The sequence below is a fragment of the Streptomyces sp. NPDC002566 genome (genome assembly GCF_042889585.1).
GTDB lineage: Bacteria > Actinomycetota > Actinomycetes > Streptomycetales > Streptomycetaceae > Streptomyces.
Genome location: NZ_JBIARD010000002.1, coordinates 1,077,718 through 1,098,742 on the forward strand (window position 1 = coordinate 1,077,718; position 21,025 = coordinate 1,098,742).

Annotated in this window: 23 protein-coding genes; 11 read left to right on the plus strand and 12 right to left on the minus strand. The window is 72.6% G+C overall.

Features of this window, described 5'->3' with window-relative positions:
• Window positions 1-29 precede the first annotated feature (29 nt).
• The 6 genes from ACFYXA_RS11785 to ACFYXA_RS11810 all read right to left on the minus strand — a co-directional run bounded on the left by ACFYXA_RS11785 (window position 30) and on the right by ACFYXA_RS11810 (window position 4,803).
• The gene (locus ACFYXA_RS11785) at window positions 30-161 is read right to left on the minus strand and encodes a hypothetical protein (RefSeq protein ID WP_351368731.1); all 132 of its coding nucleotides are present in this window, start codon (window positions 159-161) and stop codon (window positions 30-32) included.
• Window positions 162-525: 364 nt separating this feature from the next.
• A complete protein-coding gene (locus ACFYXA_RS11790; protein WP_130439968.1) occupies window positions 526-720 on the minus strand; it encodes a hypothetical protein in 195 nt (64 codons plus the stop codon).
• Between the two features lie 153 nt (window positions 721-873).
• On the minus strand, window positions 874-1,956 hold the full coding sequence (locus ACFYXA_RS11795) for an acyl-CoA dehydrogenase family protein (RefSeq protein ID WP_389031181.1): 1,083 nt from the start codon (window positions 1,954-1,956) through the stop codon (window positions 874-876).
• Complete coding sequence (locus tag ACFYXA_RS11800) at window positions 1,953-3,134, minus strand: acyl-CoA dehydrogenase family protein (protein WP_389031184.1); 1,182 nt, start codon at window positions 3,132-3,134, stop codon at window positions 1,953-1,955. Before ACFYXA_RS11800 ends, ACFYXA_RS11795 begins: the two co-directional genes overlap by 4 nt.
• Window positions 3,131-4,126: an NADPH:quinone oxidoreductase family protein gene (locus tag ACFYXA_RS11805; RefSeq protein ID WP_389031187.1), complete on the minus strand. Its 996-nt coding sequence runs from the start codon at window positions 4,124-4,126 to the stop codon at window positions 3,131-3,133. Before ACFYXA_RS11805 ends, ACFYXA_RS11800 begins: the two co-directional genes overlap by 4 nt.
• Window positions 4,127-4,236: 110 nt before the next feature.
• Window positions 4,237-4,803: a helix-turn-helix domain-containing protein gene (locus ACFYXA_RS11810; protein ID WP_389031705.1), complete on the minus strand. Its 567-nt coding sequence runs from the start codon at window positions 4,801-4,803 to the stop codon at window positions 4,237-4,239.
• A gap of 167 nt (window positions 4,804-4,970) precedes the next feature.
• On the opposite strand from ACFYXA_RS11810, the gene ACFYXA_RS11815 reads away from it, so the two are divergent.
• From ACFYXA_RS11815 to ACFYXA_RS11830, 4 genes are all read left to right on the plus strand, one after another.
• Window positions 4,971-6,509: an ATP-dependent DNA ligase gene (locus tag ACFYXA_RS11815; RefSeq protein WP_352252271.1), complete on the plus strand. Its 1,539-nt coding sequence runs from the start codon at window positions 4,971-4,973 to the stop codon at window positions 6,507-6,509.
• Complete coding sequence (locus ACFYXA_RS11820) at window positions 6,506-6,970, plus strand: NUDIX domain-containing protein (protein ID WP_352252269.1); 465 nt, start codon at window positions 6,506-6,508, stop codon at window positions 6,968-6,970. The genes ACFYXA_RS11815 and ACFYXA_RS11820 overlap by 4 nt, the downstream gene beginning before the upstream one ends.
• Window positions 6,971-7,080: 110 nt before the next feature.
• Window positions 7,081-8,466 (plus strand): NADP-dependent succinic semialdehyde dehydrogenase, encoded by a 1,386-nt coding sequence (locus tag ACFYXA_RS11825; RefSeq protein WP_352252267.1) that lies wholly within the window; start codon window positions 7,081-7,083, stop codon window positions 8,464-8,466.
• A 25-nt stretch (window positions 8,467-8,491) separates the two neighbouring features.
• Window positions 8,492-8,728: a DUF6213 family protein gene (locus ACFYXA_RS11830; RefSeq protein WP_130439954.1), complete on the plus strand. Its 237-nt coding sequence runs from the start codon at window positions 8,492-8,494 to the stop codon at window positions 8,726-8,728.
• 161 nt (window positions 8,729-8,889) lie between these two features.
• Here ACFYXA_RS11830 and ACFYXA_RS11835 read toward each other — a convergent pair whose 3' ends face one another.
• Window positions 8,890-10,116, minus strand: a complete 1,227-nt coding sequence (locus tag ACFYXA_RS11835; RefSeq protein ID WP_389031194.1) for an acyl-CoA dehydrogenase family protein — start codon at window positions 10,114-10,116, stop codon at window positions 8,890-8,892.
• Window positions 10,117-10,297: 181 nt separating this feature from the next.
• Here ACFYXA_RS11835 and ACFYXA_RS11840 point away from each other — a divergent pair, with 181 nt between their 5' ends.
• Window positions 10,298-10,942, plus strand: a complete 645-nt coding sequence (locus ACFYXA_RS11840) for a TetR family transcriptional regulator (RefSeq protein WP_352252263.1) — start codon at window positions 10,298-10,300, stop codon at window positions 10,940-10,942.
• 7 nt (window positions 10,943-10,949) lie between these two features.
• Here ACFYXA_RS11840 and def read toward each other — a convergent pair whose 3' ends face one another.
• Window positions 10,950-11,489, minus strand: coding sequence for a peptide deformylase (gene def / locus ACFYXA_RS11845; protein WP_352252261.1), 540 nt, complete (start codon window positions 11,487-11,489; stop codon window positions 10,950-10,952).
• 156 nt (window positions 11,490-11,645) lie between these two features.
• Here def and ACFYXA_RS11850 point away from each other — a divergent pair, with 156 nt between their 5' ends.
• The 5 genes from ACFYXA_RS11850 to ACFYXA_RS11870 all read left to right on the plus strand — a co-directional run bounded on the left by ACFYXA_RS11850 (window position 11,646) and on the right by ACFYXA_RS11870 (window position 16,171).
• On the plus strand, window positions 11,646-12,884 hold the full coding sequence (locus tag ACFYXA_RS11850) for a MurT ligase domain-containing protein (RefSeq protein WP_389031199.1): 1,239 nt from the start codon (window positions 11,646-11,648) through the stop codon (window positions 12,882-12,884).
• Between the two features lie 20 nt (window positions 12,885-12,904).
• Complete coding sequence (locus ACFYXA_RS11855; protein WP_130439944.1) at window positions 12,905-13,633, plus strand: type 1 glutamine amidotransferase; 729 nt, start codon at window positions 12,905-12,907, stop codon at window positions 13,631-13,633.
• A 214-nt stretch (window positions 13,634-13,847) separates the two neighbouring features.
• On the plus strand, window positions 13,848-14,873 hold the full coding sequence (locus tag ACFYXA_RS11860) for a 6-phosphofructokinase (RefSeq protein WP_351093665.1): 1,026 nt from the start codon (window positions 13,848-13,850) through the stop codon (window positions 14,871-14,873).
• A gap of 107 nt (window positions 14,874-14,980) precedes the next feature.
• A complete protein-coding gene (locus tag ACFYXA_RS11865; RefSeq protein ID WP_352252258.1) occupies window positions 14,981-15,931 on the plus strand; it encodes a cytochrome c oxidase assembly protein in 951 nt (316 codons plus the stop codon).
• A 69-nt stretch (window positions 15,932-16,000) separates the two neighbouring features.
• The gene (locus tag ACFYXA_RS11870) at window positions 16,001-16,171 is read left to right on the plus strand and encodes a hypothetical protein (protein WP_130439938.1); all 171 of its coding nucleotides are present in this window, start codon (window positions 16,001-16,003) and stop codon (window positions 16,169-16,171) included.
• Here ACFYXA_RS11870 and ACFYXA_RS11875 read toward each other — a convergent pair whose 3' ends face one another.
• Genes ACFYXA_RS11875 through ACFYXA_RS11890 form a run of 4 tightly spaced genes read right to left on the minus strand, consistent with a single transcriptional unit; the run spans window position 16,172 to window position 20,265 of the window.
• On the minus strand, window positions 16,172-17,374 hold the full coding sequence (locus ACFYXA_RS11875) for a histidine kinase (protein WP_352252256.1): 1,203 nt from the start codon (window positions 17,372-17,374) through the stop codon (window positions 16,172-16,174). It abuts the gene before it with no gap.
• On the minus strand, window positions 17,371-19,095 hold the full coding sequence (locus ACFYXA_RS11880) for a cation acetate symporter (protein WP_389031206.1): 1,725 nt from the start codon (window positions 19,093-19,095) through the stop codon (window positions 17,371-17,373). The genes ACFYXA_RS11875 and ACFYXA_RS11880 overlap by 4 nt, the downstream gene beginning before the upstream one ends.
• Window positions 19,096-19,141: 46 nt before the next feature.
• Window positions 19,142-19,513 carry a hypothetical protein gene (locus ACFYXA_RS11885; RefSeq protein WP_352252252.1) on the minus strand — a complete coding sequence of 124 codons (372 nt, stop codon included), beginning with the start codon at window positions 19,511-19,513 and terminating at the stop codon, window positions 19,142-19,144.
• 2 nt (window positions 19,514-19,515) lie between these two features.
• Complete coding sequence (locus ACFYXA_RS11890; RefSeq protein WP_389031210.1) at window positions 19,516-20,265, minus strand: LytR/AlgR family response regulator transcription factor; 750 nt, start codon at window positions 20,263-20,265, stop codon at window positions 19,516-19,518.
• Window positions 20,266-20,388: 123 nt separating this feature from the next.
• Between ACFYXA_RS11890 and ACFYXA_RS11895 the strand changes: the two genes are divergently transcribed.
• Entirely contained in the window at window positions 20,389-20,892 is a 504-nt protein-coding gene (locus ACFYXA_RS11895; RefSeq protein ID WP_351093675.1) for an Lrp/AsnC family transcriptional regulator, read from the plus strand.
• Window positions 20,893-21,025: the final 133 nt, after the last annotated feature.

Here is a 21,025-nt window from a genome sequence, read left to right on the forward strand (position 1 = left end):
GCGCTGGTCGCGCAGGAGGGCCAGGTCGGCTATTGCCTCGCCGCCGTCGACGAGCAGGTGCCGCACGGCCGCAACCGGTGCAGCGCATTGGCGAAGGAGCCGGTCAGACCGGTGGCGTCGGCGAGATCGGCCAGCAGGCGTGATCCCGCGTGGCTGACCACTCCGTGACCGTCGGCCGAGACGACGAGCTTGGGACGCGGGTAGTGTGCACGCAGAAAGTGCCTTCCTGCTGTGGTGACAGAAGCCCCTAGGCAAGCCTCAACGTCCCAGCTCACAAGGCACTTTCGTGTTTCCGCTCAAGATCCGGACACGACAGCAAGTGAAACGCGCAGGCTAGGGCGTGTTTCGAAAGTCCCGCCTGCCCGGCGGCGTCTGGCACGCACGCTCGCCGCGTTGTCGGGATCACCCCGATACATCCAGTATCGGGGCGACCCTCCGCCTTGCGATCGAACGCACCAGACGCCGCCGTGCCCGCCCTTCGGGCGGACGACGCTACTTTCGAAACACGCCCTAGCCGGCGTCACCCTACGGCTGGATGCTGCCGACGATCTCCGCCGTGGCCGTGAGGCCGCTGTGGATGGTGGGGGCCATGTTGGTGCCGGCCAGGAAGAAGCCGAGCAGCAGACAGACCAGGGCGTGCGAGATCTTCAGTCCGCCGGTGCGCAGGAAGATCACCGCCAGGATCAGCAGCAACAGCACCACGGAAATGGAAACGGCCACGACAACCTCCTCCGCCACGCCCGTTCGGTGGCGTTCGGCCGCAAGTGTGGCGTAAGGGAGGTTTCGTCCGTGCGACTGACCTGTCCGCCGAACGAGCGAAAAAGCCCGCCCCCGGGTGGGGTCGGGCTTTTTCCGGGTTTCCCGCGTCGCCGGTCAAGGGGCGCGCAGGTCGACCAGTTCGGCGAGGGCCTCCCGGTGGGCGCCGGCCGTGCCGTAGGCGATCGAGTCGGCCTTGGCCCGCTTGAGGGCGAGGTGGATCGGGTGCTCCCACGTCATGCCGATCCCGCCGTGCAGTTGCAGCGCCTCCTCGGCGGCCCGTACGGCGACGGGCGCCGCGTAGGCCTGGGCGACGGCCACGGCCAGGGCCGTCTCCTCGGCGGGCTGACCGCCGCCGAGCGCGTCGGCCGCGTTGCGGGCTGCGGCGCGGAGGTTGACGACCTCCAGCCACAGCTGGGCCAGCCGGTGCTTGAGCGCCTGGAAGCCGCCGACGGGCCGGTTGAACTGCTTGCGGTCCTTGAGATAGCGGACCGTCTCGGTCAACGCCCAGTCCGCGAGGCCGAGTTGCTCGGAGGCGAGCAGTCCCGCGCCGGCGCGCAGGGCCCGTCGGACGGCCGGCGCGGCGTCGCCGAGGCGGCGGCCGGGAGCGCCGGTGAGGGTGACCGTGGCGAGCGGGCGGGTCAGGTCCAGGGAGACCTGCGGGGTGACGGTGACCGAGGAAGCCTGGACCGCGTACAGTCCGCCGTCCTCGGCGGGCACGAGCAGCACGTCGGCGACGGCGGCGTCCGCGATGCCGGTCAACTCCCCGTGCAGCAGCCCGTCTTCGATCCGTACGGCGGTGAAGCCGGCGCCGGGGGCGGTGTGCAGCCCGACCGCCAGGGCGCCGATCGTCCGCCCGGAGGCGAGCCGGCCGAGCAGCTCCTCGTCACCGCACTCCAGCAGCGCCTCGGTGGCCACCACGGCACTGGTCAGGTAGGGCACGGGCGCGACCGACCGACCCAACTCCTCCAGCACCACGGCGACTTCGCGGTGGGTGGCGCCCTGTCCGCCCTGCGCCTCGGGCACCAGCAGGCCCGCGAGGCCCATGCCGTCGGTGAGCGCCTTCCAGGCCGCCAGGTCGTGCGGGGCGTCGGACTCCGTGCGGGCGATCACGCCGGGCGCGTCGCAGTGGTCGGCGAGCAGGTCCCGTACCGCCGACCGCAGCGCCTCTTCCTCCTCGGAGTAGAGAAGATCCGTCATCGGGCGAGGTCCTTCCAGGCGACGTCCTTGTCGGTGCGCGGCTCGGCGGGCAGGCCCAGGACGCGCTCGGCGACGATGTTCAGCAGGACCTCGCTGGTCCCGCCCTCGATGCTGTTGCCCTTGGAGCGCAGGTAGCGGTAGCCCGCCTCGCGTCCGGTGAAGTCGACGAGCTCGGGCCGGCGCATGGTCCAGTCGTCGTACAACAGGCCTTCCTCACCGAGGAGTTCGACCTCCAGGCCGCTGATCTCCTGGTTCAGGCGGGCGAAGGCGAGCTTCATGCCGGCGCCTTCGGGGCCGGGCTGGCCCGAGGCGAGCTGCTGGCGCAGCCGTTCGCTGGTGAGGCGGGCCACCTCGGCGTCCACCCACAGTTTCAGCAGCCGCTGGTGCAGGTCGTGGGTGCGCAGCTCGGGCCGCTCACGCCAGGTTGTGGCGACCGGCCCGATCATGCCGCCCTCGCGGGGCAGGCGCATGCCGCCGATCGCGACGCGTTCGTTGTTCAGCGTGGTCTGCGCGACCCGCCAGCCGTCTCCGGTCTCGCCGAGGCGGCGGGAGTCGGGGATGCGGACGCCGGTGAGGAAGACCTCGTTGAACTCGGCCTCGCCGGTGATCTGGCGCAGCGGGCGCACCTCGACCCCGGGGTCGGTCATGTCGCAGACGAAGTAGGTGATGCCGGCGTGCTTGGGCACGGTGGGGTCGGTGCGGGCGATGAGGATGGCCCAGCGGGCGATGTGGGCGCTGGAGGTCCACACCTTCTGGCCGTCGACGACCCAGTCCTCGCCGTCGCGGACGGCGCGGGTGCCGAGGGCGGCCAGGTCGGAGCCGGCGCCGGGCTCGCTGAAGAGCTGGCACCAGACCTCCTCGCCCGTCCACAGGGGCCGCAGGAAGCGCCGCTTCTGCTCGTCGGTGCCGTAGCGCAGGATGGTCGGCGCGGCCATGCCGAGGCCGATGCCGATGCGCCGGGGGTCGTTGTCGGGGGCGTCGGCGGCCTCCAGCTCGGCGTCCACGACGGCCTGGAGGGAGCGGGGCACGCCGAGGCCGCCGAGGCCCTCGGGGTAGTGCACCCAGGCGAGTCCGGCGTCGAAGCGGGCCCGCAGGAAGTCCAGCCGGTCGGTGCCGGCCGGCGGGTGCGCTTCGAGCAACTCCCTGGTCCGGCGGCGGAGTTCTGCTGCGTCGGTCATGCGGAGGCTCCGTTCTGCGCGTGCTCCGGGCTCGTCAGTCCCGGTACGACGGCGACGCGGCCGGTGGTGTGGCCGTCGCCGACCCGCTGGACGGCGGCGGCGGCCTCGCTCAGCGGCACGCGCTCGCTCACCAGCGGCTTGATCGCGCCCCGGGCGGCCAGTTCGGTGAGCTGCTCGTGGCAGTGCTGGACGAGCGCGGGGTTCTTGGTGTTGTAGAGGCCCCAGTGCAGGCCGAGGATGGAGTAGTTCTTCACCAGGGCGTGGTTCAGCGCCGGGCTGGGGATGGCGCCGCTCGCGAAGCCGACGACCACGATCCGGCCCTCGAAGGCGACGGTCTTGGCCGACTGGGTGTAGGCGTCGCCGCCGACGGGGTCGTAGATCACGTCGGCGCCCCGGCCGCCGGTGGCCTCCTTCACGGCGGCGACGACGTCCTCGGCGCGCCGGTCGATGACCGTGTCGCAGCCCAGCTCGCGGGCGACGGCGGCCTTGTCGGCGCCGCCGACGACGCCGATCACCCTCGCGCCCGCGGCCTTGCCGAGCTGCACGGCCGCGCTGCCGACCCCTCCGGCGGCGGCGTGGACGAGCAGCGTCTCGCCGGCCTCCAGGCGGGCCCTGCGGTGCAGCCCGAACCAGCCCGTCTGGTAGCCGATGTGCAGGGCGGCGGCCTCGGCGTCGTCCAGCGCGTCGGGAGCGGGCAGCACGGCGGCGGCGTCCGCGAGGGCGTACTCGGCGAAACCGCCGTGGGGCAGCGCCGGATTGGCGATGACCCGCCGCCCGTCCTCGGTCTCGCCGCAGATCTCCACGCCCGGGGTGAACGGCAGCGGGGGCCGGACCTGGTAGTGGCCCCGCGCCATCAGCACGTCAGGGAAGTTGACGTTGGCGGCGCGCACCTTGAGCAGGACCTGGCCCTCGCCGGGGGTCGGCCGCGCCACCTCCTCCAGGCGCATCACCTTGCCCGGCTCGCCGTTCTCGTGCACTTGCCATGCCTGCATGCGGAGCCTCCACGGGACTGCGTCGTCCGACTCGGGTGACCGGCTGGTCGGCGACCGGCCTCGTTCGCATACTAAGCGGTCGCTTGCCGATCAGGGAACCGTCTTCCGCGTCACGCCCGCCGGGACCGCGCCCGTACGTGCATCCGCTCCCCCTGCGGCCCGAACAGGCTGAGGAACTCCGCGGGCCCCTCCCCCGCCGACCCGAACCAGTGCGGCACCCGGGTGTCGAACTCGACGGCCTCCCCGGACCCCAGCACGATGTCGTGGTCGCCGAGGACCAGCCTGAGCCGTCCGGCCAGCACGTACAACCACTCGTAGCCCTCATGGCTGCGCGGGTCCGGCTCGTCGCGCCCTTGCGGCACCAGCACCTTGTACGCCTGGAGGCCGCCGGGCTGACGGGTGAGCGGCCAGTACGTGCGCCCGTGCCGCCGGACAGGCTGCGACCGCACCCGCGGGTCGCGCACCGCCGGCGCGCCCACCAGTTCGTCGAGCGCCACCTCGTGGGCCCGCGCGATCGGCAGCAGCAGTTCCAGGCTGGGCCTGCGCAGGCCCGACTCCAGCCGGGAGAGCGTGCTGACCGAGATGCCGGTCGCCTCCGACAGCCCGGCCAGCGTCGCGCCCCGCGCCTTGCGGAGCCGCCGCAGCCGCGGACCGACCTCCGCGAGCACTTCCTCCATGGCGCCCGCCTCGCGCTCGCTCACCGGGCCGTCGCTCGCGGGTCCGTCGTTCACGGGTCCGTCGCTCGCGGGGGCATCGTTCGCGGGTCCGTCGTTCATCGGGTCCTCGTCCATGGAGTCATCGCAGCACACGTGCGATGCCCCGTGAGGCGTTGCACCATGGCTGCATGCTGCTGTCCCGGCTCGCCGACGTGTCACGGGAGGTCGCCGCGTCGTCGGCGCGCTCCCGCAAGATCGCCCTGCTCGCGGAGCTCTTCCGGGAGGCGGAGGCCGAGGACGCGCCGATCGTCATCCCCTACCTCGCCGGACGGCTCCCGCAGGGCCGCCTCGGCGTGGGCTGGAAGGTGCTGGGCCGCCCGGTCGCCCCGGCCGTCGACGCGACCCTGACCGTGCGCGAGGTGGACGCCCGGCTGACCGAGCTGGGCAAGGTGTCAGGTCCCGGCTCCCAGGCCGAACGGGCCAGGCTGGTCGAGGAGTTGATGGGCGCGGCCACCGGGGAGGAGCAGCGCTTCCTGCTCGGGCTGCTCACCGGCGAGGTCCGGCAGGGCGCGCTGGACGCGGTCGCGGTGGAAGGGCTGGCCGGGGCGACCGGCGCGGCGGCGGGGGACGTGCGGCGGGCGGTGATGCTCGCCGGGGCGCTCCAGCCGGTGGCCCAGGCGCTGCTGGCGGACGGCCCGGCGGCCCTGGAGCGCTTCCGGCTCACCGTGGGCCGCCCGGTCCAGCCGATGCTCGCGCACTCCGCGACCTCGGTGGCCGAGGCGGTCGGCAAACTGGGCGCGTGCGCGGTGGAGGAGAAGCTCGACGGCATCCGCGTCCAGGTCCACCGGGACGGCGACGCCGTGCGGATCCACACCCGCACCCTCGACGACATCACCGACCGGCTGCCGGAAGTGAGGGCGGCGGCGCTGGAGTTGCGCGGCACGCGGTTCATCCTGGACGGCGAGGTGATCGCCCTCGACGCGGCGGGGCGGCCCCGCTCCTTCCAGGAGACGGCCGGGCGGGTCGGCTCACGGGTGGACGTGGCGACGGCCGCGGCGGCCGTCCCGGTCTCCCCCGTCTTCTTCGACGCGCTCTCGGTGGACGGCCGGGACCTGCTCGACCTGCCGTTCGCCGAGCGGCACGCGGAGCTGGCCCGGCTGACGCCCGAGCCGATGCGGGTGCGCCGGACGCTGGTGTCGGGACCGCCGGACCTGCCGGCGGCCGAGGAGTTCCTGAAGGAGACGCTGCTGCGCGGCCACGAGGGCGTCGTCGCGAAGTCCCTGGACGCCCCCTACAGCGCGGGCCGGCGCGGCGCGTCCTGGCTGAAGGTCAAACCCGTGCACACCCTCGACCTGGTGGTGCTGGCCGCCGAGTGGGGACACGGCCGCCGCACCGGCAAGCTGTCCAACCTGCACCTGGGCGCCCGCACCGCCGACGGCGGCTTCGCCATGCTCGGCAAGACGTTCAAGGGCATGACCGACGCCCTGCTCACCTGGCAGACCGACCGGCTGCGGAGCCTCGCCGTGCGGGAGGAGCGCTGGGGGGTGACCGTACGCCCGGAACTCGTCGTCGAGATCGCCTACGACGGCCTCCAGCGCTCCACCCGCTACCCGGCCGGCGTCACCCTCCGCTTCGCCCGGGTGATCCGCTACCGCGAGGACAAGCGGCCGCAGGAGGCGGACACGGTGGAGACACTGCTCGCCGCGCACCCCGAGGTGCGGCCGTGACGGCGAGGCACAGCGCCGGCCTGCTGTTGTTCCGGCACACCGACGACGGCTTGGAGGTGTTGCTCGGGCATATGGGCGGCCCGTACTTCGCAAAGAAGGACGCCGGCGCGTGGACCGTCCCGAAGGGCGAGCACGACCCGGACGAGCCCGCGTGGGACGCCGCCCGGCGGGAGTTCAGGGAGGAGCTGGGGCTGCCCCCGCCGGACGGCGAGGCGGTGCCGCTGGGCCGGGTGCGGCAGACAGGCGGCAAGATCGTGACGGTGTGGGCCGTCGAGGCGGACCTCGACCCGGCGGCCGTCGTGCCTGGCACGTTCGTCATGCAGTGGCCGCCCCGGTCCGGCCGGACGGTGGAGTTCCCCGAGCTGGACCGGGTGGCCTGGCTCGGCCTGGCACGGGCGCGTGAGGTGATCGTCACGGCGCAGGCGGCGTTTCTGGACCGGCTGGCGGAGCACTCGGGCTGAGAAAGTCCTTGCCCTGTGCCCGTCCGGGTCGCGCGCAGACGCGTACGCGTTGCGGCCCTCGGCGCGGCGCGCGAAGGTCGAAGCACAGCCAGCTTTCCAGGAGGTCGGTCATGCCCATCGCGACGGTGAACCCGGCGAACGGCGAGACGCTCAAGACGTACGAGGCCATGGGCGAGGAGGAGCTCGAACGCCGGCTCCAGCTCGCCGAGGCCACGTTCCGCACGTACCGCACGACGGCGTTCGCGGAGCGGGCCCGGCTGCTGAACCGGGCCGCCGACCTCCTCGACGAGGACGCGCCGGAGATCGCCCGGGTGATGACCACCGAGATGGGCAAGCCGGTCAAGCAGGCCCGCGCGGAGGCCGCGAAGTGCGCCAAGGCGATGCGCTGGTACGCCGAGCGCGCCGAGGGCCTGCTCGCCGACGAGGAGCCGGCCGAGTCGGACGTGACGGACTCCGGCGGCTCCCGCGCCCTGGTGCGCTACCGGCCGCTCGGGCCCGTCCTCGCGGTGATGCCGTGGAACTTCCCGCTCTGGCAGGTGGTCCGCTTCGCCGCGCCCGCGCTGATGGCGGGCAACGTCGGCCTGCTCAAGCACGCCTCCAACGTCCCCCAGACCGCGCTGTACCTGGAGGACCTGTTCCACCGGGCCGGCTTCCCCGAGGGCTGTTTCCAGACCCTGCTGATCGGCTCGGGCGCGGTCGACGACATCCTGCGCGACGACCGCGTCAAGGCGGCCACCCTCACCGGCAGCGAGCCCGCCGGCCGAGCCGTCGCGGCCACCTCCGGGCAGATGATCAAGAAGACGGTGCTGGAGCTGGGCGGCAGCGACCCGTTCGTCGTCATGCCGTCCGCCGACGTGGACCGGGCCGCCGAGGTCGCGGTCACCGCGCGGGTGCAGAACAACGGGCAGTCGTGCATCGCCGCCAAGCGGTTCATCGTCCACACGGACGTGTACGAGCGGTTCGCCGAGCGCTTCACCGAGGGGATGAGGGCGCTGAAGATCGGCGATCCGCTGGAGGAGGACACCGAGATCGGTCCGCTGGCGAGCGAGAGCGGACGCGAGGACCTGGAGGAGCTGGTGGACGACGCGCGGCGCGGCGGCGCGACCGTGCTGTGCGGCGGCGAACGGCCGCAGGGGCCCGGCTGGTACTACCCGCCGACCGTCCTCGCCGGCGTCACCCGCGAGATGCGGATCCACCGCGAGGAGGCGTTCGGGCCGGTGGCCACGCTGTACCGGGCCGGCGACCTCGACGAGGCGGTGCTCCTCGCCAACGACTCGCCGTTCGGCCTGAGTTCCAACGTCTGGACCCGCGACGAGGCCGAGGTCGACCGGTTCGTCCGGGATCTGGAGGCGGGCGGGGTGTTCGTCAACGGCATGACCGCGTCCCACCCGGCGTTCCCGTTCGGCGGCGTGAAGCGGTCCGGATACGGCCGTGAGCTGTCCGGGCACGGAATCCGGGAGTTCTGCAACATCACCACGGTTTGGCACGGTGCGTGACGCTCGCGCGGCTACGATCCCGGGTGTGAACCGCGAAGTGACCCTGCCTCTGATCGTCGACGACCGCGGGACCTTGCAGGTGTCCGCGGCCGACGTGAGCAAGCTGCTCCGCACGTTGGGCGGGCGGTGGCTGCACCTCGTCGAGGCGGGCACGGAGGGGCTGGACGAGGACACGGTCGCCGCGCTGACCATCGAACTGGCCAAGCTCGCGGACCGTATCGACGTGGCGTGCATCGCCCACAGCAGCGGCAGCACTCCGTAGAGGGCGCGGATTCGTCGCCGGGTACCGGTCGGGTCGCGGCTTGTCGCGTAGTTCCCTGAGCCGCTTGAGCAGGTGCACCGGACGTACCTGAGGGGCGCGGGGAACTGCGCGATCGGCCACGGACGGCCCGCAGACCGAATCGCGCAGAAGCCCCCGCCGCCTTACCGGATCGGCACGCCGGACAGCGTCCGGGCGATGACGAGCCGCTGGATCTCGCTCGTGCCCTCGAAGATGGTGTAAATCGCTGCGTCCCGGTGCATCCGCTCCACCGGGTACTCCCGGGTGTAGCCGTTGCCGCCGAGGATCTGGACGGCCTGCGAGGTCACCTTCTTCGCCGTCTCGCTCGCGAACAGCTTGGACATCGAGCCCTCGGCCGCCCTGAACGGCTTGCCGTTGACCGCCATCCAGGACGCCCGCCACACCAGCAGCCGCGCCGCGTCGACGGAGGTCGCCATGTCGGCCAGCTGGAAGGCGACGCCCTGGTTGTCGATGATCGGGCGGCCGAACTGCTCGCGCGTCTTCGCGTAGTCGAGGGCGACCTCGTACGCGGCGCGGGCGGTGCCGACGGCCATCGCGCCGACCGCCGGACGCGAGGCCTCGAACGTGGCCATCGCCGCGTTCTTCACCCGCTCGCCGCCCGCCTTGGCCCGCTCCCGGGCCCGCGCCAGCCGCTCGTCCAGCTTCTCCTTGCCGCCGAGCAGGCAGGAGCCGGGGACGCGCACGTTCTCCAGGACGACCTCGGCGGTGTGCGAGGCGCGGATGCCGTGCTTCTTGAACTTCTGGCCCTGGGACAGTCCGGGCGTGCCCGGCGGGATGATGAAGGAGGCGTGCCCCTTGGAGCCCAGCTCGGCGTCGACGACGGCGACGACCACGTGGACGTTGGCGATGCCGCCGTTGGTCGCCCAGGTCTTGGTGCCGTTGATCACCCACTCGTCCTTGGCCTCGTCGTACACGGCACGCGTGCGCATGGAGGCCACGTCCGAGCCGGCGTCGGGCTCGGAGGAGCAGAAGGCGGCGACCTTCACGTCACTGGCGTCGCCGTACATCTGGGGGATCCAGGTGCCGATCTGCTCCTCGGTGCCGTTGGCGAGGACGCCCACGGCGGCGAGGCCGGTGCCGACGATGGACAGGGCGATGCCCGCGTCGCCCCAGAACAGCTCCTCCATGGCCATGGGTATGCCGAGGCCGGTGGGGTCGAAGTACTGCTGGGCGTAGAAGTCGAGGGAGTAGATGCCGACCTTGGCGGCTTCCTGGATGACCGGCCAGGGAGTCTCCTCACGCTCGTCCCATTCGGCGGCCGCGGGGCGGATGACGTCGGCGGCGAAACCGTGCAGCCAGTCGCGGACCTCCCTCTGTTCGTCGTTGAGCTCCATGGTGAACTCGGCCATGACCCCTCCAGCGGCGGCCGCACGCCTTGACGTGCGTGTTACTTGCGGTAACCCGAGTGTGTTACCGGTCGGTAGTGAAAGTCAACTCCCGACGGCCGCCCGTCAGCCCGTTCGATGTCAGGCTGCTGTCAGGTGTTAGTTTGCGCAGGCGCCATCGAAACAGCACGGGTGGGGAGAGATCATGGACACCACGCAGCGGACCGAGCAGCAGCGATCCGCCGACCGCCGGCGGCGGGAGCTGTTGGAGGCCGCGGACCGGGTGGTGCTGCGTGACGGCCCGCAGGCCTCGATGAACGCCATCGCCGCCGAGGCGGGCATCACCAAGCCGATCCTGTACCGCCACTTCGGCGACAAGGGCGGACTTTACGCGGCATTGGCCAAACGGCACACGGACGCACTGCTGGACTCGCTGCGGGCCGCGCTGGACGCGCCCGCCGACCGCCGGGACCGGGTCGAGGCCACCTTGGACACCTACCTCGCGGCGATCGAGGCCCGGCCCCAGGTCTACCGGTTCCTGATGCACCCCGCCGAGGCCGGCCAGGGCGGTGACCAGGGGTTCGACGTGGGCAAGCATTCCATTCCGCTGCTGCGGCGGATGGGTGAGGAGCTGGCCCAGGTCATCGAGGACCGGCTGGACCTCGGACCCGGGAGCCAGCAGCTCGCCCGCGTCTGGGGGCACGGGATCGTCGGGATGATGCACGCGGCGGGTGACTGGTGGCTCGGCGAGCGGCCGTGCGGCCGGGCCGAGCTGGTGCGCAGTCTCGCCGACCTGCTGTGGGGCCGGCTGGCCGCCGCGGGGGACAAGATCGGCGGCCCCGGCTTCTGACCGGCTCTCACCTCCGCCAGGAGGCCCGCGCCAGCTGACGCGTCAGCCTGCGCCCGCGCCAGCCCGTGACCCGGTCCGCGTACACCGTGCCGTCCAGGTGGTCGCACTCGTGTTGCAAGCATCTGGCAAAGAATCCCGTGCCGTGGACGCGCAGGCGCTCGCCCGTCACCGTGAAGCCCTCGACCACGGCGTGGTCGTGGCGCTCCGTGCCCGCCTCCAGGCCCGGCAGGGACAGACAGCCCTCCGGGCCCCGGAACACGAGCCCGTCCGCCTCCACCAGGCGCGGGTTGACGACATGGCCCAGATGGCGGACCTCGTCGTCGTCCGGGCAGTCGTAGACGAACACCCGCAGGGACTCCCCCACCTGGTTGGCCGCCAGGCCCACGCCCCGGGCCGCGTACATCGTGGCGAACATGTCCTCGACCAGACGGGCGAGTTCGGGGCCGAAGTCGGTGACCTCCCGGCAGGGTTCCCGCAGAACGGGATCACCGAGCAGGATGAGGGGCCGGACCCGCCCTCGGGCGCCCGGGATGGAGCCGTGTCGCATGGCGCAAGGGTACGGTCCTTTCTGACACGCGCATGCCGTGCGTGACGTCGAACGGTGCCGGGATTCGGGAGTGCGATTGGATCTCGATAGGCTGACCACCTACCAGGTGCCGACAGGCTTCAAGCGCGGCGCGTACGCAAGGAGGATCGAGAACTGATGGCAGGCAACTCGGACCCGCTCACGCCGCGGGCCAAGCTGGCGGTGACCGCAGGCAAGGCGGTCGCGGCGGCGTCCCGCGCCGCGGGGCGCGGCAGCGGTTCGGTGATCGGCGGCCGGGTGGCGCTGAAACTCGACCCCGACCTGCTCGCCCGGCTCGCCCAGAACCTGGACGTCGTCCTGGTGTCGGCGACCAACGGCAAGACGACCACGACCCGGCTGATCGCCGAGGCGCTGCGGGCCGCGGGGCCGGTCGTCTCCAACGCGCTGGGCGCCAACATGCCGGCCGGCATCACCTCCGCCCTCGCGGGCAGCTCGGAGGCCAGATACGGCGTCATCGAGGTCGACGAGAAGTACCTCGCGGGCGTGGCCCGCGACACCGCCCCCAAGTGCATCGCCCTGCTCAACCTCTCCCGCGACCAGCTCGACCGCGCCGCGGAGACCCGCATGCTCGCGGAGAACTGGCGTGAGGGGCTCGCCGGTTCCAAGTCGGTCGTCGTCGCCAACGCCGACGACCCGCTGGTGGTGTGGGCCGCCTCCTCCTCCCCCAACGTCGTCTGGGTCGCCGCCGGGCAGATGTGGAAGGACGACGCCTGGTCCTGCCCGTCCTGCGGCGGCGTGATGCAGCGTCCGGGCGACGACTGGTTCTGCGGCGAGTGCGGCTTCCGCCGCCCGACGCCCAGCTGGGTGCTCTCCGGCGACCACGTGCTCGACCCGCACGGCTCCGCCTGGCCGATCCACCTCCAGCTGCCGGGCCGCGCCAACAAGGCCAACGCCGCGTCCTCGGCCGCCGTGGCCGCCGTCTTCGGGGTGCCGCCGCAGGTGGCGCTGGAGCGGATGTACCAGGTGCAGGCCGTCGCCGGACGCTACGACGTCGTCCAGTTCATGCAGCGCGACCTGCGGCTGCTGCTGGCGAAGAACCCGGCCGGCTGGCTCGAGACGTTCAGCCTGATCGACCCGCCGCCCACCCCGGTCATCCTGTCGGTGAACGCGCGCGGCGCCGACGGCACCGACACCTCCTGGCTGTGGGACGTCGACTACACCCGGCTGACCGGCCACCCGATCTTCGTCATCGGCGACCGCAAGCTGGACCTCGCGGTGCGTCTGGAGGTCGCGAACCAGCACTTCCAGGTGTGCGAGGACGTCGACCAGGCCGTGCAGATGGCGCCGCCCGGCCGGATCGAGGTCATCGCCAACTACACCGCCTTCCAGGACCTGCGCCGCCGCGTCGGCAACTGAGCACGAGGGACGATCACTTGATGAGCGACAACCAGCTGCGGGTCGTCTGGATCTACCCGGACCTCCTCAGCACGTACGGCGACCAGGGCAACGTCCTGGTCGTGGAGCGCCGGGCGCGGCAGCGCGGCCTGGACGTGGCACGCCTGGACGTGCGCAGCGACCAGCCGATCCCCACCTCCGGCGACATCTACCTGATCGGCGGCGGCGAGGACCGTCCGCAGCGGCTCGCGGCCGAGCGGCTGCGCCGCGACGGGCACCTGTACCAGGCGGTGCAGAACGGCGCGATCGTGTTCGCGGTGTGCGCCGGCTACCAGATCCTCGGCCAGGAGTTCGTCAACGACCTCGGGCAGCGCGAGCCGGGCCTCGGTCTGCTCGACGTCACCACCACGCGCGGCGAGGGCGATCGGTGCGTCGGCGACGTGCTGGCCGACATCGACCCGCGCCTCGGGCTGCCGCCGCTGACCGGGTTCGAGAACCACCAGGGCATCACCCACCTCGGCCCCACGGCGCGCCCGCTCGCACGCGTGCAGCTCGGCCGGGGCAACGGCACGGGCGACGGCACCGAAGGCGCGTACAACGACACGGTGTTCGGCACGTACATGCACGGCCCGGTGCTGGCCCGCAACCCGCTCATCGCGGACCTGCTGCTGAAGCTGGCGCTCGACGTGAACGCGCTCCCGCCGATCGACGACCGCTGGTACGAGGCGCTCCGCAACGAGCGCATCGCCTCCGCGCAGCAGCCTGCCTGAGCACCGGCGCGCGCCCACCTGTCCGACGGTGTGTTCACCTGCTCTTCAGGGCAGCGTCAGCAGCCCGTCTGACGGTGCATCCGCACAGGTGAGCGGGCACGTCCAGCAGGCGGACGTGTGCTTCGGCCCCGCCCCCTCCTGCCGCTAGGGTGGCGGGGTTCGAGCCGGACAGCGTGGTCCGGACCCGGCCCCCATGGAGAAGGTTTATCGGGCTATGCGCATTGGTGTCCTCACGTCCGGCGGCGACTGCCCCGGCCTGAACGCCGTCATCCGGTCCGTCGTGCACCGTGCCGTCGCCGACCACGGCGACGAGGTCATCGGCTTCCGGGACGGCTGGAAAGGCCTCCTGGAATGCGACTACCTCAAGCTCGACCTCGACGCGGTGGGCGGCATCCTCGCCCGCGGCGGAACCATCCTCGGCTCCTCCCGTGTCCAGCCCTCCCATCTGCGGGACGGCGTGGAGCGGGCGAAGGGCCACGTCGAGGAGCTCGGCCTCGACGCCGTCATCCCCATCGGCGGTGAGGGCACGCTCAAGGCGGCCCGGCTGATGTCGGACGCCGGGCTGCCCGTCGTGGGCGTGCCCAAGACCATCGACAACGACATCGCCGTCACCGACGTCACCTTCGGCTTCGACACGGCCGTCGGGGTCGCCACGGAGGCCCTCGACCGGCTGAAGACCACCGCGGAGTCGCACCAGCGGGTGCTCGTCGTGGAGGTCATGGGGCGGCACACCGGCTGGATAGCGCTGCACTCCGGCATGGCGGCGGGCGCGCACGCCATCGTCGTGCCGGAGCGTCCGTTCGACGTCGAGGAGCTGGCCCGGCGGGTCGGGGAGCGCTTCGAGGCGGGCAAGCGGTTCGCGATCGTCGTGGCGGCGGAGGGCGCCAAGCCCAAGCCGGGCAGCATGGCCTTCGACGAGGGCGGCAAGGACATCTACGGCCACGAGCGGTTCGCGGGGATCGCCCGGCAGCTGTCGGTCGAGCTGGAGTCCCGGCTCGGCAAGGAGGCCCGGCCGGTGATCCTCGGGCATGTGCAGCGGGGCGGGACGCCGACGGCGTACGACCGGGTGCTCGCGACCCGCTTCGGGTGGCACGCCGTGGAGGCGGTGCACCGCGGCGAGTTCGGACAGATGACGGCTCTGCGGGGCACGGACATCGTGATGGTGCCGCTGGCGGAGGCCGTGGAGACGCTGAAGACCGTGCCGGTCGAGCGGTACGAGGAGGCCGAGACCGTGCTGTGACGGCAGCGCCTGCCAGAGCTGCCCCCGGTGACGGAGATCGCCGGGGGCAGCTCTAGTCTTGGGGGGCTGGAATCGTACGAACCCCCCACGAATCAGGAGCCGGCGCAATGGATCACAGCGGGCACGGCACGACCATGGATCTGCCGCCGTTCACGCTGGGGCGGGGTCTTCACTGGTCGGCGGACCCGTTCTTCCTCGTCGCCTGCCTGGTGGGGCTCGGCCTGTACGCGTGGGGCGTGCTGCGGCTGCGGCGGCGCGGGGACGCGTGGCCCGTCGGGCGGACCGTGTCCTACGTCGCCGGTGTGCTGACCATCGCGCTGATGATGTGCACCCGGCTGAACGACTACGGCATGGTCATGTTCAGCGTGCACATGGTGCAGCACATGGTGATCAGCATGCTGTCGCCGATCCTCCTCCTGCTCGGCGCTCCGATCACGCTGGCGCTGCGCGCGCTGCCGACGGCGGGCCGGGGCCGCAAGGGGCCGCGTGAGCTGCTGCTGATGCTGCTGCACAGCCGGTACATGCGGATCGTCACCCATCCCGCGTTCACGATCCCGCTGTTCATCGCGAGTCTCTACGCGCTGTACTTCACGCCCGTCTTCGACTTCCTGATGGGTTCCAAGGCGGGCCACGTCGGGATGATGGTGCACTTCCTCGCCGTGGGCGTGGTCTTCTTCTGGCCGATCATGGGCGTGGACCCGGGGCCCAACAGGCCCGGCTACCTGATGCGGATGCTGGAGCTGTTCGCCGGCATGCCGTTCCACGCGTTCTTCGGCATCGCGTTGATGATGGCGACCGCGCCGATGGTGAAGTCGTTCGAGAACCCGCCCGCCTCCCTCGGCATCGACCCGCTCTCCGACCAGAACGCGGCCGGCGGCATCGCCTGGGCGTTCAGCGAGATCCCCTCCGTGCTGGTGCTGATCGCGCTGCTGTTCCAGTGGTACCGCTCGGAGCAGCGCCAGGCCAAGCGCAAGGACCGGGCCGCCGACCGCGACGGCGACAAGGAGCTGGAGGCCTACAACGCTTATCTGGCCTCCTTGAACGCACGCCGGGGCTGACGGGGCCGAACCGAGGCACCATGGAGGGGGACACGCCCTGAGGAGGGTGTGCCGGAGGAGGGTGCCGCGATGCCCGGTTCGACGGACGGTTCGACCAAGACCATGGGGGTGCTCACCCTCGGCGGTCTCGTCGTGGTCACCGCCTACACGGTGGCGCTCGGCAGCAACGGCTGGCTGTGGTTCGGCTGGGTCGTGCTCGGACTGGTCACGCTCGCCCTGGTGGTGACACGCGCGAGCTGATCACTGCTCGGGGCGGGCGGCGGAGTGCACGCCGGGCTGGTACTTCGGCAGCCGTGCGGTGATCTTCATGCCCGCCCCGGGCGCCGTCTCCATGACCAGGCCGTGGTCGTCGCCGTACACCTGGCGGAGCCGGTCGTCGACGTTGGACAGCCCGATGCCGCCGGAGGGGCTGACCTCCCCCGCGAGGATGCGGCGCAGCAGGTCGGGGTCCATGCCGGCGCCGTCGTCCTCGATGACGACGAGGGCCTCGGCGCCGGTGTCCTGGGCGGTGATCCGGATGTGACAGGTGCCGGCCTTGCCCTCCAGGCCGTGCTTGACGGCGTTCTCCACCAGGGGCTGGAGGCAGAGGAAGGGCAGCGCGACCGGGAGCACCTCGGGGGCGATCTGCAGGGTGACGGCGAGGCGGTCGCCGAAGCGGGCCCGGACCAGCGCCAGGTAGTGGTCGATGGCGTGGAGTTCGTCGGCGAGGGTGGTGAAGTCGCCGTGCCGGCGGAACGAGTAGCGGGTGAAGTCGGCGAACTCCAGCAGCAGCTCGCGGGCGCGTTCGGGGTCGGTGCGCACGAACGAGGCGATCACCGCGAGCGAGTTGAAGATGAAGTGCGGGGAGATCTGGGCGCGCAGGGCCTTGATCTCGGCCTCGATGAGCCGGGTGCGGGACCGGTCGAGGTCGGCCAGTTCCAGCTGGACGCTGACCCAGCGGGCCACCTCGCCGGCGGCGCGGACGAGGACGGCGGACTCGCGGGGCGCGAAGGCGACGAGGGCTCCGTGGACCCGGTCGTCCACGGTGAGCGGGGCGACGACGGCCCAGCGGACGGGGCAGTCGGGGGTGCGGCAGGTCAGCGGGAAGGCCTCGCCGCGGCCGGTGTCCAGGGGGCCGGCCAGCCGGGCCATGATCTCCCGGCGGTGGTGCGCGCCGACGCCGTCCCAGACCAGGACCCGCCGGTGGTCGGTGAGGCACAGGGCGTCGGTGCCGAGGAGGGTGCGCAGCCGGCGGGCGGATCTGCGGGCGGTCTCCTCGGTGAGGCCGGCCCTGAGCGGGGGTGCGGCGAGGGAGGCGGTGTGCAGGGTCTCGAAGGTGGCGTGCTCGACGGGGGTGCCGAGGCCGCCGAGGCTCTCGGGGCGGGCGGTGCGCCGGCCGAGCCAGAAGCCGGCGGCGAGGAAGGGCAGGATCGCGATGCACAGGCCAGCGAGGAAGCCGCTCACGCTCTCACCTCCCGCAGTTCCTCGGCGCGCAGTTCCTCGGGCAGGTGGAAGCGGGCCAGGATCGCCGCCGTACCGGCCGGGACCCTGCCCGGGGTGGCCAGGGAGACGAGGATCATGGTGAGGAAGCCCAGGGGCACGGACCACAGGGCGGGCCAGGCCAGCAGGGCGTGCGGGGTGCCGGTCACGGGCAGGCCCGCCATGGTCGCGGCGACGGCGGCGAAGGCGGATCCGCCGCCGACGAGCATCCCGGCGGCGGCGCCGGGCGGGGTGAGCCGCCGCCACCAGATGCCGAGGACGAGCAGCGGGCAGAACGAGGACGCGGAGACGGCGAAGGCCAGCCCCACCGCGTCGGCCACCGGGAGTCCGCCGACCAGCAGGCTCGCCGCGAGCGGCACCGCCATGGCCAGTGTGGTGCCCAGCCGGAAGTGGCCGACGCCCCGGGCGGGCAGTACGTCCTGGGCGAGGACGCCGGCCACGGCCATGGTCAGGCCCGAGGCGGTCGACAGGAACGCGGCGAAGGCCCCGCCGGCGACCAGCGCGCCCAGCAGGTCCCCGCCGAGTCCGCCGATCACGCGGTCCGGCAGCAGGAGGACGGCGGCGTCGGCGTCGCCGGTGAGGGCGAGCTCCGGGGCGTAGAGCCGGCCCAGGGCGCCGTAGAGGGGCGGCAGCACGTAGAAGCCGCCGACGAGGGCGAGGACGGCGACGGTGGTGCGGCGGGCGGCGACGCCGTGCGGGCTGGTGTAGAAGCGGACGACGACGTGCGGCAGGCCCATGGTGCCGAGGAAGGTGGCGAGGATCAGCCCGTACGTGGCGTACAGGGGGCGTTCCTCGCGGCCGGCGGCGAGGGAGGTGGACATGCCGCCGCCGTCGCCCCGGCCGGCGGCGGGGACGGCGGAGCCCTCGGGGAAGGTGAGGCGTGTGCCGCCCTCGACGCGGTGGGCGCCGGTGGCGAGGCGGAGCTCGGCGGCCTCGTGGCGGCGGCCGTCGACGGTGCCGGTCACCGTCACGGTGAGGGGCGCCGCCAGCCGGAGGTCGAGGGTGTCGTCGACGCGGACGGTGCGCTGTTCGCGGAAGGCGGGCGGTTCGGCGAAGGCGTGCCGGGGGGCGCCGTCGCCCTGCCAGGCGAGGACCAGGAAGAGGGCCGGGACGAGCAGGGCGGTGAGCTTGAGCCAGTACTGGAAGGCCTGCACGAAGGTGATGCTGCGCATGCCGCCGGCGGCGACGGTCGCGGTGACGACGACGGCGACGATCAGTCCGCCGAGGGAGTCGGGAGCTCCGGTGAGGACCGTCAACGTCAGTCCGGCGCCCTGGAGTTGGGGAAGCAGGTAGAGCCAGCCGACGCCGACGACGAACGCGCCGGCGAGGCGTCTGACGGCCGGGGAGGCGAGGCGGGCCTCGGCGAAGTCGGGGAGGGTGTAGGCGCCGGAGCGGCGCAGCGGGGCGGCGACGAAGAGGAGCAGGACGAGGTAGCCGGCGGTGTAGCCGACCGGGTACCAGAGCATGTCGGGGCCCTGGACGAGGACCAGTCCGGCGATGCCGAGGAAGGAGGCGGCGGAGAGGTATTCGCCGCTGATGGCGGCGGCGTTGAGGCGGGGGCCGACGGTGCGGGAGGCGACGTAGAAGTCGGAGGTGGTGCGGGAGATGCGCAGGCCGAAGGCGCCGACGAGGACCGTCGCCACGACGACGAGGGCGACGGCGGGCACGGCGAACGTGGGGTTCATCGGGCGACGGCCCCCGAGTCGCCTGGTGCCGGGCCGTGTCGGCGGTTCATCGGTCCTCTACCAGGCGCACCAGGTCGCGTTCGTTGCGTTCGGCGCGGCGGACGTACCAGCGGGCGAGCAGGATCAGCGGGACCTGCAGCCCGAAGCCGAGGACCGCCCACTGGAGGCGGCGGGCGTCGGGCAGCGCCGCGAACAGCAGGGGCAGCGGGCCGACGAGGAGGGCGAGGACGGCGAACGCGGCGAGGGCGGCGCGCAGTTGGGTGCGCATGAGGGAGCGGACGTAGGTGTGGCCGAGGGTGGTCTGCTCGGCTATCTCGGTGCGCGGGCGGTGGTGGTCGAGAGCGCGCCGGCCGCGCCGGTTGCCGCCGCGGGGCGGGCCGGTCACGACGACGCGGCGCTCGGCGGGGTCCTGCGGCACGGCTACGGCCTCCTCATCAGCAGGTCCCGCAGCTCACGGGCGTGACGGCGGCTGACCTGGAGTTCCTCGCCGCCGGCGACGACGCTGACCGTGCCCGCGTCCAGGCGCAGCTCGCCTATGTGGCGCAGGGCGACGAGGTGGCGGCGGTGGATGCGGACGAAGCCGCGGGCGCGCCAGCGTTCCTCCAGGGTGGACAGCGGGATCCGCACGAGGTGGCTGCCGCGGTCGGTGTGCAGCCGGGCGTAGTCGCCGCGGGCCTCGACGTGGGTGATGTCGTCGACGGCGACGAACCGGGTCACGCCGCCGAGTTCGACGGGTATGTGGTCGGGATCGGGTTCGTGGACGGGTATGCGGGGGGCCGAGCCGCGCAGTTCGGCGGCGCGGCGCACCGCTTCGGCGAGGCGTTCCCTGCGGACGGGTTTGAGGACGTAGTCGACGGCCTTGAGGTCGAAGGCCTGGACGGCGAAGTCCTCGTGGGCGGTGACGAACACGACCAGCGGCGGGCGGGCGAACCCGGTGAGGAGCCGGGCCAGGTCGAGGCCGTCGAGGCCGGGCATCTGGATGTCGAGGAAGACGACGTCGACGGCTTCCGGGCCCCCGGGGCCGGACTCCAGCGCGCGGTTGATCCGGCGCAGCGCCTCGGTCGCGTCACCGGCGCCCTCCACGCTGCCGATCCGGGGGTCGGCGTCGAGGAGGTACAGCAGCTCCTCCAGCGAGGGACGTTCGTCGTCGACGGCGAGGACACGCAGCATGGACGTGGAGTCTAGGCGCGATCGCGGGGCCTGGACATGGACCGGACGTCGACGTGCCCACCGGATGCGGTGCCGGGCGGCGGCCGCGGCCGCTCCTGCCGGGGCACTGGGTACAGTCCCCGCATGAACAGCGGACCCGCCCTTTTCGACGAGCTCGACCGGAAGATCCTCACCGCGCTGATGGCGAACGCCCGGACGAGTTTCGCCGAGATCGGGACGGCGATCGGGCTGTCGGCGACGGCGGTCAAGCGGCGGGTGGACCGGCTGCGGGAGTCGGGGGTGATCACGGGGTTCACGGCCACGGTGAAGCCGTCGGCGCTGGGGTGGCGTACGGAGGCGTACGTGGAGGTGTACTGCGAGGGGGCCGCGCCGCCGCGGCGGCTGGCGGAGGTGGTGCGCAACCATCCGGAGATCACCGCGGCGATGACGGTGACGGGCGGCGCGGACGCGTTGCTGCACGTGCGGGCGCGGGACGTGCAGCACTTCGAGGAGGTGCTGGAGCGGATCCGCGTGGAGCCGTTCATCCGCAAGACGATCAGTGTGATGGTGCTGTCGCATCTGCTGCCGGAGAGCCCGGAGGCCGGCGCCACCCATGCCGCCCCGGACGACGCAGCAGAAGTGCGCTGAGCGGCGTCGACACGCAGTGATCGTGCGTTGACACGCAGCACTCGTCGCTTGTCGGGCGTCCCTCTCGGTTCCTACCGTGGTGTCAACCCCACGTCGACACCGGCGACGCCGGCGGCGCGCCGTGGGAGACAGC

Excerpts from the sequence above, each read along its gene's own strand:
- ACFYXA_RS11795 (WP_389031181.1), bottom strand. The coding sequence starts at position 1,956 with ATGACGGATCTTCTCTACTCCGAGGAGGAAGAGGCGCTGCGGTCGGCG.
- ACFYXA_RS11800 (WP_389031184.1), bottom strand. The coding sequence starts at position 3,134 with ATGACCGACGCAGCAGAACTCCGCCGCCGGACCAGGGAGTTGCTCGAA.
- ACFYXA_RS11805 (WP_389031187.1), bottom strand. The coding sequence starts at position 4,126 with ATGCAGGCATGGCAAGTGCACGAGAACGGCGAGCCGGGCAAGGTGATG.
- ACFYXA_RS11810 (WP_389031705.1), bottom strand. The coding sequence starts at position 4,803 with ATGGAGGAAGTGCTCGCGGAGGTCGGTCCGCGGCTGCGGCGGCTCCGC.
- ACFYXA_RS11815 (WP_352252271.1), top strand. The coding sequence starts at position 4,971 with ATGCTGCTGTCCCGGCTCGCCGACGTGTCACGGGAGGTCGCCGCGTCG.
- ACFYXA_RS11825 (WP_352252267.1), top strand. The coding sequence starts at position 7,081 with ATGCCCATCGCGACGGTGAACCCGGCGAACGGCGAGACGCTCAAGACG.
- ACFYXA_RS11835 (WP_389031194.1), bottom strand. The coding sequence starts at position 10,116 with ATGGCCGAGTTCACCATGGAGCTCAACGACGAACAGAGGGAGGTCCGC.
- ACFYXA_RS11840 (WP_352252263.1), top strand. The coding sequence starts at position 10,298 with ATGGACACCACGCAGCGGACCGAGCAGCAGCGATCCGCCGACCGCCGG.
- def (WP_352252261.1), bottom strand. The coding sequence starts at position 11,489 with ATGCGACACGGCTCCATCCCGGGCGCCCGAGGGCGGGTCCGGCCCCTC.
- ACFYXA_RS11850 (WP_389031199.1), top strand. The coding sequence starts at position 11,646 with ATGGCAGGCAACTCGGACCCGCTCACGCCGCGGGCCAAGCTGGCGGTG.
- ACFYXA_RS11855 (WP_130439944.1), top strand. The coding sequence starts at position 12,905 with ATGAGCGACAACCAGCTGCGGGTCGTCTGGATCTACCCGGACCTCCTC.
- ACFYXA_RS11860 (WP_351093665.1), top strand. The coding sequence starts at position 13,848 with ATGCGCATTGGTGTCCTCACGTCCGGCGGCGACTGCCCCGGCCTGAAC.
- ACFYXA_RS11865 (WP_352252258.1), top strand. The coding sequence starts at position 14,981 with ATGGATCACAGCGGGCACGGCACGACCATGGATCTGCCGCCGTTCACG.
- ACFYXA_RS11870 (WP_130439938.1), top strand. The coding sequence starts at position 16,001 with ATGCCCGGTTCGACGGACGGTTCGACCAAGACCATGGGGGTGCTCACC.
- ACFYXA_RS11880 (WP_389031206.1), bottom strand. The coding sequence starts at position 19,095 with ATGAACCCCACGTTCGCCGTGCCCGCCGTCGCCCTCGTCGTCGTGGCG.
- ACFYXA_RS11890 (WP_389031210.1), bottom strand. The coding sequence starts at position 20,265 with ATGCTGCGTGTCCTCGCCGTCGACGACGAACGTCCCTCGCTGGAGGAG.
- ACFYXA_RS11895 (WP_351093675.1), top strand. The coding sequence starts at position 20,389 with ATGAACAGCGGACCCGCCCTTTTCGACGAGCTCGACCGGAAGATCCTC.